Below are 10,649 nucleotides of genomic sequence, written 5' to 3' on the forward strand. Positions count from 1 at the left end.
TCAGATCCTCCATCACTCAAACACAAAAGATTCCGGAGACAAAATGACAGTCGATTCGACTCCGACGGGGCAGAGCAGAGGTACCACTCAACCGGCCGCCGGCCTGCTGTTCCGCATCGAGAACGTGCCGTTCAGCCGCTGGCACACCAAGGCCCGCATCATCATGGGCAGCGCCACGTTCTTCGATGCGTTCGACGCGCTTGCACTGGCGTTCGTGCTGCCGGTCCTGATCGGGCGCTGGCACCTGTCGCCCCTTCAGGTGGGCATGCTGATCGCCTCCGGCTACGCGGGTCAGGTCATCGGTGCCCTCCTGTTCGGATGGCTGGCAGAACGCTATGGCCGAGTGCCGAGTGTGACGGCCACGGTGGCCCTCATGTCGGTGATGAGCATTGCATGCGCGACGGCCGGCAGCTTCGACGTGCTGTTTGCGCTGCGCTTTCTGCAAGGCATCGGCGTTGGCGGCGAAGTGCCCATCGCGGCGGCCTACATCAACGAACTCTCCCAGGCAAAGGGTCGCGGCCGCTTCTTCATCCTCTACGAACTGATCTTTCCGCTAGGACTGCTTGCGGCAGCCCAGGTCGGGGCATTCGTCGTGCCCCGCTTCGGCTGGGAATGCATGTTTCTTGTCGGAGGTATCCCCGGTCTGCTCATCCTGGTCTTCATGGCGCGCTTGCCGGAATCTCCCCGCTGGCTCACATCGAAGGGGCGATTTGCCGACGCTGAGCGCGTGATCGCCGGCATCGAGGCGAGCACCGTCAAACGGAGCCTGGACATCGTGCAGGAGAAGGATCAAGTGGCGGCGCGCATCGCAGCACTCGCGGCCGGGCTGGCCAACACCCGAAAGGGATCGTGGAAGGAGTTGTTCTCGCCTCTGTACCGGCCGCGCACGCTGGTCGTCTGGGTGCTGTGGGCATCCTCTTACTTTGTCGCCAACGGGATCAACAACTGGTTGCCCACGCTCTACCGCACGGTCTATCACCTGCCACTGCAGGAGTCGCTGCGCATGGCGTCGCTGACGAACGTCCTCAGCACCTGCGCGGTGCTGGCTTGCGCCTTGCTGGTGGATCGCGTCGGCCGCCGCCGTTGGGCGACCACCAGCTTCCTGGTTTGCGGCCTGTTGCTTGGCCTGCTCGCCGCGACTGGCGCCGGCAGCCCTTGGTCGGTGGTGGTGCTGGCGTCCACAGCTTACGCGGTGATGGGTACGACCACCGTGCTGCTCTACCTCTACACGCCGGAAATCTACCCCACCCGGATGCGTGCGATTGGCACGGGACTGGCGACATCGTGGTTGCGCGTGGCTTCGGCTACTGCACCCGCCATCGTCGGGATCGTCCTGTCTTCGCATGGCATCGCGACGGTCTTCCTGATGTTTGCGCTGGCCAACGTGGTTGGATTTTTTGCGGCGCGGCGCATGGTTGAAACGGCCAACCGTTCGCTCGAGGAAATCTCGCCGTGACCAACAAAAAACGAACTGGAGATCTGATGAAAATTCCGAGTCTGATTGCAGCCGCTGCGGTCATTGCGCTACCTGCATGGGCGCAGTCTGCCAAGTTTCCGGACCGCATGGTCAGGATCATCGTTCCCTTCGCCGCGGGCGGCGGCGTTGACTCCACGGCCCGCCTGGTCGCCAACCAGTTGCAAACGCAACTCGGCGTCTCGGTGATCGTCGAGAACCGGGCCGGTGCGAACGGCGTGCTTGGTGGCAAGGCAGTACAGACAGCTGCCAACGATGGCTACACGCTGCTGTTCTCGGCCGCGACCCACGTTCTTGCCAAGCAGGTGCTGAGCAACGCGCCATACGACCCCGTCGTCGATTTCGCCCCTGTGGCACGCGTCGCGGAGGCGCCATTGATGCTGGTGATCGCACCGCGACTCGAAGCGCAGAAGCTGCCGGAACTGCTCGCCGCTGCGAAGCAGACGACATGGACGGCCGCGATCCCGGCTGCTGGCGCGCCGAGCCACCTGGCCACGCTGCTGCTGGCCAAACAGGGCAACGTCACGTTCAGCTTCGTTCCCTACAAGGGCACGCAGCCCGCGTTGGTCGATGTCGCGGGTGGTCACGTGCAACTGCTGTTGGACTCGATGATCTCGGTGCTGCCTCTGGCGAAGGCCGGTCGCGTCAAGCCTATCGCGATCACTTCGCCTCGGCGCAGTCCACTCGCGCCGGACGTGCCGACGGCGCAAGAAAGCGGGTTGCCCGGTTTGACCTATGCGTCTTGGTACGGCGTCTGGGCACCGAAAGGTACGGCGCCAGAGCGTGTGCAACTTCTCAACAAGGCGATCAACGCCTCCGTCAACGAACTCGCCAAATCCGGAGCGTTCGCGAGTCTGGGTATCGACCCTGTCAGCCAGGATGCGGATCAGTTCACCCGCTACATCACGGGGTACGTATCCCAGAGCGCCGATCTCTTGAAAAACGCGGGCTTCAAGCCCGAGTGACGACCCTTCCCCTTACTCACAAGAAACTGGAGACAACCATGAGATCCGCCTTCGTGGCGACAGCGCTGCTGTCCTCTGCCGCTGCTGCTTCTGCTCAATCTTCCGTAACGCTCTTCGGCGTTCTGGACGCCGCCGTCAGCCACTATTCCGCCCGGAGCGAGTTCTACAACGACACCGGTCGGATCGTTCCGTCCCCCGCAAATGGAAACGCGATCACTCGAACGCAGACCGTCTTGTCCAATAGCGCCAACTCCAACAGCCGACTTGGATTCCGCGGGACCGAAGACCTCGGCGGCGGCCTGGCTGCCAGCTTCTGGCTCGAGTCCCCCGTCGCCAACGATTCGGGCGCGGGTGGATTGACCAACTTCTCCCGTCGTTCGACAGTCAGTCTCTCAGGGGGCTTTGGCGAGATCCGGCTCGGCCGCGACTTCACCCCGACCTTCTGGAACGATTCGATCTTCAGCCCATTCAGCACGATCGGCGTCGGTGCCAATGTCGTATCCACGGTGGGAACGAATCTGGCCATCGCCAGGGGACCGGGCTCTTCTGTTGCCGCGTCCGACAACTACTTGCGCAGCAGCAACAGCATCGGCTACTTCCTGCCGCCCACGCTCGGTGGCTTCTACGGACAGTTGCAATATGCGCTGCACGAGAACGTTGCGCAGAGCGGGTTGCCTGGAAGTCCGACACGCAAGGGCCAGTTTGCCGGCGGGCGTTTCGGCTATGCGTCGGGCCCCCTCGATATCGCTGTGGCCTACGGGCAAAGCACCGCGGCAGACGTCACTGCAGTGAACACGCTCGGATTTCCCACAGGCGCGGGGGTAAACGAAAAAATCAAGACGTTCAATCTCGGTGCCTCCTACAACTTCGGGATTCTCAAGGTCTACGGTGAACTGTCGCAGGTCAAGGACCAGTCGACGACGACAGCGCCATCTGGGCTGGGAGGGCTGCTCGTCGCTCTCGACGACGACAAGTACAACGGCGGTCTCGTCGGGTTGACGGTCCCGGTAGGTCCTGGATTGATCAAGGCGGCCTATTCCAGGGTCAAGTTTGACAACGACCTGGGACCGCTCGCGACCCCATTCACACCGCGTCGCGACGCTTCCGTCAGCAAGTTCGCGATCGGCTACGAACATAACCTCTCCAAGCGGACGGCGCTTTACGCAACGGTCGCGTGGATCAGGGCCAAGGATGCCCAGAACAATGCCGCGATCATTGGGGCGACCACCGGAACCGCACCCTACTTGTCGACTGGCGCAGTGGGCAGCTCGGGCTATGCGCCGAGCCGATCCATGGGATACGACTTCGGGGTCCGCCATGCATTTTGATGCTGTGTCATGGCGTTGCCTTGGTCTGATCGCGTGCTCGATGCGATCGCACGAGAAAGAGGCAGGCCTCAGACGGCGAAGACCGAAAACGGCAGCGAGTTCATCGGCAAACGGTAGGTATGCAGCGATTGCCAACATCCCTCGGCGTTGCGCGAGTGGGTACTATCGGCCAGAACCGGCCGTTCAACAAGACACCCGAATTCATGCCGAATGCTTTCGATGAACGTTCCATACAGCCAGAAATCACCAGGACCTTGGTCTCCATCCGAGCGCGAGTTTGAGCTTGCTGAGGAAGCGTTTGACGAATGGAAGCGGACTGGGTCCACCAGCCGTGGGTGCCCTCACTGTTCAGCGGAACTCAGCTTCTTTGACGGAGGCAGTGGCCACTCGATCAAGTGCAGTGGTTGCCAACTCAGCTACACGGTCCGAGGCATTTAGCAGTTGTCGGCCAAGACCGGACTTTCACCTCGTCCCCTCAATTTCGAGCCCCATGAGTAATGCGTGAATTCATCATCGACTGCAGTGAGCTCAACGACGAGGCAGATTTTTGGGCAGCGTACCTGTCGACAACACAACCGGAGGGTGCACAGCTCTTTGGCCGCAATTGCGACGCGCTCTGGGATGCACTGAGCGCGGGGGGACCGGGTTGGCCTGGGGAGTGCATGCTCCGCTTTGTGAACACCGACGTCCTGCGCCGTTGGCAGGACGGCAATTTCTATCGCACGCTGCAAAAAATTGCGCTCGATTCGAAGACCATTGCCATCCATATGGACTAGATTTCAGATGCCGCGAGGCATGACGCGTCGCGGCCAGGAGCGGACATCTAAGGGTTCATGAACATACGCTGGTTGGTACTTGCCGTGCTGCTTTCCGCGGGTGTTTCTGTGGCTCTACTCTATGGCGCCGGCGAGGTGCTGAGCCGTCCGGCAACTCGAGCCATCGGCCCTCCACCAGCCGACCTTCACGCAAGATCAGTTCGGATACCTTCAGGATCAGAAGAGTTTGTGGCGGGCTGGTTCGCCGCAGCCACAGCCAAAACTGGTGCAGTTCTTCTGCTGCACGGGGTTCGATCAGATCGAACGCAGATGCTTGGCCGCGCCCGCGCGCTGCATCGGCAGGGGTACACCGTCCTGATGATTGATCTGCCAGCGCATGGGGAGAGTACGGGGGACAGAATCACATTTGGCGCCAAGGAGTCGGCAGGAGTCATTGCTGCTATGACCTTCTTGCGCGAGAAGGCTCCGGGCGAGCGGATTGGTGTCATTGGGGTCTCACTCGGCGCGGCATCAACAGTATTAGCGAAGATCGAATCGCCGCCCCAAGCCGTCGTCGTGGAGTCCATGTATCCAACTATCGAAGAAGCTGTAGCAGACCGGCTGGCAATGAGGCTTGGCCCATTTGGCGCCACCCTCGCGCCGCTCTTACTGTGGCAACTGCCGGCAAGGACGGGCGTAAAGCCCGAACAGCTTCGGCCAATCGAACGCATTGCCAGCCTCGGAGCCCCTGTTCTTGTAGCCTCCGGGTCCGAGGACCAGCATACAACCTGGGCTGAGACCGAGCGCTTGTTTCACTCGGCGCTTGCTCCCAAAGAGCTATGGCGCGTGGAGGGCGCAGCACACGTGGACCTCTATGCCTACAACCCATCGGACTATGAGCGCAAGGTGCTTACGTTTTTGAATAGGCACCTTCGCAGTAATGGCTGAGACGTCGCTCAAGGTGCCGCTCCGCTACCGCGCGCACGCCCTGCTAGGCTCCGCTGAAGGCCGCCAGCGTGAGGCAGAATCCGGCCAGGAACAGACATTGAGGACCGCCGCCTGAATCGGATACAACCTCCACATGAACCCCATCGCATTGCCCGACCTACGGTCTTCCGAGCATCATGGGCTCGTCATCATCGAGGGCATCATGGGCTCCGGAAAGTCGACGACGATGAGGTTGGTCGCGAAGGCGCTTGAAGATGCGGGCCGGCCGGCGCTTGCTGTTCACGAACGCGCCGACCCGCACCCCGTCCGAGCGACAGATGAGCTCCAGCACTGGTTCGAGCCCTGGCGCGAATCGACGGCTGAACAACTGGGCCGGCGAGCGCTTTCAAGGTGGCGCTCGTTCGTCGAAGAGGTTCAACTCGGCGTTGCTGTGCCTGTGCTGGACGGCCAACTCTTTCATGGCGACCTTACCAATCTCTTCCTGATGGAAGCGAGCTTCGACGAAATCGCGACGTACTGCAGGAGCTTGACCCAGCTCATCGGACCATTGCAACCGCTCGTCGTCTACCTGAGGCAGGAGAGCGTGGAGCGCGCCGTGCGCACCGTTTGCGCGGAGCGGGGGGAGGCCTGGGTGAAGTACCAGGTCGACTGGAAGTTGAAGGGACCTTACGCCGTGCGCCGGAACTTGGTTGGTCTCGAAGGCCTCATCGCCCTGTACCAAGACTATCGGCTCATGACGGACGCGCTGTTCGAACGACTAACGCTGGACAAGGTTGTCATTGAGAACTCGGAACGAGACTGGGCGCGGTACAACCAGCAGGTCCTCGAACGACTTGGCTTGGACGGCGTACCAAGTGCCAGTTGAGGCGTGTGTTCACAGGCAGAATGCGACCAGCAGCAGTCATTTAGCGCAACCAAAGACATATCAGAAGATGCCAGCGACATCATGAAATGGCCATTCGATCAGCCCCAAAACTGCGCTACGGTCTTCTCTAAAAGCGTCTTAGATCGTAGTAGGCCGATCCTGCTGGTCTCACATGACGAAGATGATCATGGATGGCAGTTTCTGGACGGAGTCAGCGACGAGTTGGAAGACGTTGCGCTTGCTGGTCTAGGCCACGTTCTGGAAATCGACCCTGCAATAGTTCAACTCGCCGACCTTGCGCCCGGATTCCAGGCCACTCGCATGAGTCCTGAAGAGCAGTGGACTATCGAACGAGTACGGCCTGACGAAGACGATGCCTGAAATGTCCTCCCCCTCAGGCATCGAGCGCCTTAGTTAGGATGGCCGCCATCGGCCAGGAGCGGACTTCCAACCCGTCGGCCTAGTTGGCATCAACCGGACCAAAAATATGTCTGAGATTGAACAGATTCTTAGCTCCGGAACATCATCGCAGCGTGACGAGGAGCGCGCTGTATCTGAATCCGACATAGCTTGGCTTGTGGCTGCGGTGCACTGTGCAGTTCCACCTAGCTATCTGGAGTTCGTCCAGCTTGGGGGACTCGCAGAATTGCGTTTCCGCAATCGGGTGCTCTCGCCGCTGGAGATTTTGGATGCACGCGGCCAGCTTCCCGGTCAGCGCATCCCCTTCGCTGACAATGGATGCGGCGACGTATTTTGCTGGGAGCGTTCAGAGCAGATCGAGCCGCCCGTCCTCCTTTGGGAACATGATTCCGGCAAGCTCGCGCCGAACGCTGCCAACTTTATCGATTGGCTTCGTCAGAATCGCTTTTGACGGGAACCGGCCAAGAGCTGACTTCCAAGGAAGCCTCGCAGAACTGAAGCTGCGGCGACCCTACTCTCAGGAATCAATGGACATTGCGATGGATCGTGTAGCCGCTTAATTTTCTTGAAATCCCTCACTCGGACGGAGTTGGCTTTGCTCGTCGCGGAGGCGGCCGAAAAGTGGACGGTAGGAGATTTGGCAGAGGGGCGTTCGGTCTTCCGACTTGCCGAGTGCTTTGCGTTCAGGGGTGTTGGCGAACAACGCCCCGAATCAGCCTACCTAGCCTTGGTCGCCTATCCGGCCGAACCAGAAGACTACGCCGGTCATGATGGGGTTGAACAGGATGGCTCGTGCTCAAGATGCGGAGTGGAAGTTTGTTGTGCAGCAAAGGTGGCCATTTGCCCGGTTTGCGGCGGAGAAGCGCTCTGCACATAAGCGAGTCCTGATCTATCTCATCAAAACTTGAAGAGCAGCTTTGGTGTTTTCCAAGGACGACTTCGGGCCTCACTCGATCCCCAAGGGCTTCGACTACATCCGTATGCGTCCGGCCAAGTCATCTTGAACTGAAGAGAAACGGCGGCAACGATCGCGTCCACGTAACTTAGGTGGACGCGATGACAAGCGAGAAGACACAGTCCCGGCGACACTACAGCGCTGCGGCAAAGGCCCAGGTGGTAGCCGAATGCAATGAACCCGGCGCGTCGGTGGCCAAGGTAGCGATGGCGCACGGCATCAACGCCAACGTCGTGCACCGCTGGCGGCAATTGGCCCGCGAAGGCCAAGTGAGACCCGTCAAGGCTGGCGAGTTCGTCGCACTGCCGCTGATGGCGTCACCCGAGGCTGCTGCCTCGTCGGCAGACATCCGCGTCGAACTGCGCCGCGGCCCGATCACGATGATCATCACATGGCCGGCCAGTGCCGCAACGAACTTCGCGATCTGGACACGCGAGTTGCTGCGGTGATCCGTGTGGAGGCGGTGTGGCTGGCCTGCGAGCCGCTGGATATGCGCTCTGGCACCGAGTCGGCGTTGGCCCGCGTGGTCAAGGTCTTCGGCGAGGCCAGGCCCCACCACGCCTACCTGTTTGCCAACCGACGGGCCAACCGCATGAAGCTGCTGGTACACGACGGCATCGGTGTGTGGCTGGCAGCGCGGCGGCTGAACAGCGGCCGCTTTGTCTGGCCCAGGGATGGCAGCACGCTGTCGCTGACCCACTCGCAGCTGAACGCCTTGGTGCTCGGACTGCCCTGGCAGCGTGTTGGCGAGGCCGGCGTGATCAAGGTGGTGTGAGCCCGTCCATTGCGGAATGTGCCGATGGCGGCCGGCTAAGCCTGCTGGCACCATCACCGCCCTGATGGACAGCAGCAGCGCCAACGCCCTTGATGCAATCCCTGATCCGGCGTTCTCGGGCATGAGCTTCGCACAGGTGTGCGCCTTGGCCAGCCGGCTGCAGAGCGAGGTACGGCACGCTCAGGCGCTGAACGCCAAGATGGCCCATGAGATGGCCGTGCTCAAGCGGCTGAAGTTCGCCGCCAGCGCCGAACGCTTCAGTCCCGAGCAGAGGAGCCTGCTGCAAGAGGTCATCGACGAGGACCTGCAAGCCCTGGAACGCGAGGTAGGGAAGCTGCAGTCGCCAGCCAAGGCCGCAGGGGAGAAGCAGACCCCGAAGCGCCAGGCGCTGCCGGCCCACCTGCCGCGCCACGACATCCACCACGAACCCGACGACACCATCTGCACCACACCGGGCTGCGGCTGCCAGATGAAGCGCATCGGCCAGGACGTGGCCGAGAAGCTCGACTATGAGCCTGGACGCTTCAGCGTGCAGCGCCATGTGCGTGGCAAGTGGGCCTGCACCCAATGCCAGACGCTGATCCAGGCACCGGTGCCTGCCTGCGTGATCGACAAGGGCATCGCCACCGCCGGCCTGATGGCGCATGTGGCGGTGGCCAAGTACATCGACCACCAACCGCTGTACCGCCAGGAGGCTAGCCTGGGCCGCGCAGGCTTCGCAGTGCCGCGCTCCACCCAGGCCGAATGGATCGGCGCCATCGGCGTGGAACTGGCGCCGTTGGTGCAGGCCATGCGCGAGGACCTGCTTGGGCGCCACGTGCTGCACGCCGACGAGACCCCGGTGGCGATGCTCAAGCCAGGTCATGGCAAGACGCACAGAGCCTACTTGTGGAGCTACTGCACCACGGTCTGGGACGAGGTCAACGCCGTGGTCTTCGACTTCGCCGAAAGCCGTGCCGGGCACAACGCACGGCGCTTCCTGGGCATCGCCGAAGACGGCAGCGGCGGCTGGCGAGGTACGCTGATCTGCGACGACTACGCGGGCTACAAGCAGGTGATGAGCGCCGGCGTGACCGAGGCCGGCTGCCTGGCGCACGCACGGCGCAAGTTCCATGAGCTGTGGGCCAACCACAGCAGCATGCTTGCCGAGGGCGCGCTCAAGCTGTTCGCCAACCTCTACGACATCGAACGCGAGGCCAAGGACCTCGGGCCGAGCGAGCGATTGCACTTGCGGCAAGCCAAGTCCAGGCCGGCGGCCGACTTGCTGCACGCCTGGTTGATGGCCAACCGTCAGAAAGTGCCAGACGGCAGTGCGACGGCCAAGGCCATCGACTACAGCCTCAAGCGCTGGGCTGCGCTGACGCGCTTCATCGACGACGCCGACCTTACCGCGGACAACAACCGCATCGAGAACCTGATCCGTCCCATCGCGTTGGGCAGGAAGAACTGGCTGTTCGCCGGTAGCCTGCGCGCGGGCCAGCGCGCCGCCGCCATCATGAGCCTGCTGCACACCGCCAGGCTCAATGGCCATGAGCCCTACGCTTACCTCAAGGACGTACTGCAGCGGCTGCCGACCCAGCCAGCATCTGCACTGCGCGATCTCCTGCCGTACCGCTGGACGCCGCTGACCTGAGCTGCGGCATCTCCGGCGTCAAGATGACTTCGCCTGGCGCATACGTCGCAGTAGCCGGCCAGCAAGATCGGGAAGTTGATGCCGCACTACTGAATTGAACCCACGAGCTCAGCCAATAGAGCGGCGCGCCGCAGCCGTTAAGCTTTCGCCCGCGGCTTCATGCGGAAGCTGATGCCCATGCGGTTAATGGCGTTCATCGCGGCGATGGTGAGGGTCAGGTTGACCAAGTCCTTCTCGCCGAACACTGCCAACGCCGCCTCGTAGGCTTCATCGGAAGCGTGTGTTTCGCTGACGCGGGTGACTTCCTCGGACCAGGCGAGGGCCGCACGCTCTTGCTCCGAGAACAGGTACTCCGCTTCGTGCCACACCGGCACGAGGACTACTTTCTCAACCGACATTCCGCCAGTCATCAGGTCACGGGTATGGATGTCGATGCGTAATAGTCCGCTCGAGGCCGTTGTTGACGGCTGGGTGGTTTAAGGCGTGATGTCGGTGACGTGTTGAAGCAGAGCGAACGCCACGCGCCATGCA

11 protein-coding genes and 1 pseudogene are annotated in these 10,649 nt (G+C 61.8%); 11 read left to right on the forward strand and 1 reads right to left on the reverse strand.

All coding sequences use genetic code 11. From position 1 onward, the window contains the following. Positions 1-43: 43 nt before the first annotated feature. The 11 genes from J2W23_RS25770 to tnpC all read left to right on the forward strand — a co-directional run bounded on the left by J2W23_RS25770 (position 44) and on the right by tnpC (position 10,118). Positions 44-1,456 (forward strand): MFS transporter, encoded by a 1,413-nt coding sequence (locus J2W23_RS25770; protein WP_307650757.1) that lies wholly within the window; start codon positions 44-46, stop codon positions 1,454-1,456. A 26-nt stretch (positions 1,457-1,482) separates the two neighbouring features. Then, on the forward strand, positions 1,483-2,439 hold the full coding sequence (locus J2W23_RS25775; protein WP_176657661.1) for a Bug family tripartite tricarboxylate transporter substrate binding protein: 957 nt from the start codon (positions 1,483-1,485) through the stop codon (positions 2,437-2,439). 38 nt (positions 2,440-2,477) lie between these two features. Then, positions 2,478-3,767, forward strand: coding sequence for a porin (locus J2W23_RS25780; RefSeq protein WP_307650758.1), 1,290 nt, complete (start codon positions 2,478-2,480; stop codon positions 3,765-3,767). A 497-nt stretch (positions 3,768-4,264) separates the two neighbouring features. After that, positions 4,265-4,543, forward strand: a complete 279-nt coding sequence (locus J2W23_RS25785; protein ID WP_307650759.1) for a barstar family protein — start codon at positions 4,265-4,267, stop codon at positions 4,541-4,543. A gap of 57 nt (positions 4,544-4,600) precedes the next feature. Then, positions 4,601-5,470, forward strand: a complete 870-nt coding sequence (locus J2W23_RS25790) for an alpha/beta hydrolase (protein WP_307650760.1) — start codon at positions 4,601-4,603, stop codon at positions 5,468-5,470. A gap of 133 nt (positions 5,471-5,603) precedes the next feature. Continuing rightward, positions 5,604-6,335 (forward strand): hypothetical protein, encoded by a 732-nt coding sequence (locus tag J2W23_RS25795; RefSeq protein ID WP_307650761.1) that lies wholly within the window; start codon positions 5,604-5,606, stop codon positions 6,333-6,335. 81 nt (positions 6,336-6,416) lie between these two features. Next, positions 6,417-6,716 (forward strand): hypothetical protein, encoded by a 300-nt coding sequence (locus J2W23_RS25800; protein WP_307650762.1) that lies wholly within the window; start codon positions 6,417-6,419, stop codon positions 6,714-6,716. A 106-nt stretch (positions 6,717-6,822) separates the two neighbouring features. Further along, positions 6,823-7,206 (forward strand): SMI1/KNR4 family protein, encoded by a 384-nt coding sequence (locus J2W23_RS25805; protein WP_307650763.1) that lies wholly within the window; start codon positions 6,823-6,825, stop codon positions 7,204-7,206. A 605-nt stretch (positions 7,207-7,811) separates the two neighbouring features. Beyond that, positions 7,812-8,159 carry an IS66-like element accessory protein TnpA gene (gene tnpA / locus J2W23_RS25810; protein WP_307650764.1) on the forward strand — a complete coding sequence of 116 codons (348 nt, stop codon included), beginning with the start codon at positions 7,812-7,814 and terminating at the stop codon, positions 8,157-8,159. Then, positions 8,102-8,485 (forward strand): IS66 family insertion sequence element accessory protein TnpB, encoded by a 384-nt coding sequence (tnpB, locus tag J2W23_RS25815; RefSeq protein ID WP_132756102.1) that lies wholly within the window; start codon positions 8,102-8,104, stop codon positions 8,483-8,485. The genes tnpA and tnpB overlap by 58 nt, the downstream gene beginning before the upstream one ends. Before the next feature lie 64 nt (positions 8,486-8,549). Further along, complete coding sequence (tnpC, locus tag J2W23_RS25820; protein ID WP_373423985.1) at positions 8,550-10,118, forward strand: IS66 family transposase; 1,569 nt, start codon at positions 8,550-8,552, stop codon at positions 10,116-10,118. A gap of 137 nt (positions 10,119-10,255) precedes the next feature. Here tnpC and J2W23_RS25825 read toward each other — a convergent pair. After that, positions 10,256-10,552: pseudogene (locus tag J2W23_RS25825) on the reverse strand (carboxymuconolactone decarboxylase family protein); the annotation flags it as partial. Between the last annotated feature and the right edge of the window lie 97 nt (positions 10,553-10,649).

It is taken from the genome of Variovorax boronicumulans, assembly GCF_030812215.1.
Taxonomy (GTDB): domain Bacteria; phylum Pseudomonadota; class Gammaproteobacteria; order Burkholderiales; family Burkholderiaceae_C; genus Variovorax; species Variovorax boronicumulans_C.

What these genes read in the sequence shown, in the direction of transcription:
- tnpC (WP_373423985.1), top strand. Translation starts at nt 8,550, where the DNA reads ATGGACAGCAGCAGCGCCAACGCCCTTGATGCAATCCCTGATCCGGCG.
- J2W23_RS25800 (WP_307650762.1), top strand. Translation starts at nt 6,417, where the DNA reads ATGAAATGGCCATTCGATCAGCCCCAAAACTGCGCTACGGTCTTCTCT.
- tnpB (WP_132756102.1), top strand. Translation starts at nt 8,102, where the DNA reads ATGGCCGGCCAGTGCCGCAACGAACTTCGCGATCTGGACACGCGAGTT.
- J2W23_RS25795 (WP_307650761.1), top strand. Translation starts at nt 5,604, where the DNA reads ATGAACCCCATCGCATTGCCCGACCTACGGTCTTCCGAGCATCATGGG.
- J2W23_RS25780 (WP_307650758.1), top strand. Translation starts at nt 2,478, where the DNA reads ATGAGATCCGCCTTCGTGGCGACAGCGCTGCTGTCCTCTGCCGCTGCT.
- J2W23_RS25770 (WP_307650757.1), top strand. Translation starts at nt 44, where the DNA reads ATGACAGTCGATTCGACTCCGACGGGGCAGAGCAGAGGTACCACTCAA.
- J2W23_RS25805 (WP_307650763.1), top strand. Translation starts at nt 6,823, where the DNA reads ATGTCTGAGATTGAACAGATTCTTAGCTCCGGAACATCATCGCAGCGT.
- J2W23_RS25785 (WP_307650759.1), top strand. Translation starts at nt 4,265, where the DNA reads ATGCGTGAATTCATCATCGACTGCAGTGAGCTCAACGACGAGGCAGAT.
- J2W23_RS25775 (WP_176657661.1), top strand. Translation starts at nt 1,483, where the DNA reads ATGAAAATTCCGAGTCTGATTGCAGCCGCTGCGGTCATTGCGCTACCT.
- J2W23_RS25790 (WP_307650760.1), top strand. Translation starts at nt 4,601, where the DNA reads ATGAACATACGCTGGTTGGTACTTGCCGTGCTGCTTTCCGCGGGTGTT.
- tnpA (WP_307650764.1), top strand. Translation starts at nt 7,812, where the DNA reads ATGACAAGCGAGAAGACACAGTCCCGGCGACACTACAGCGCTGCGGCA.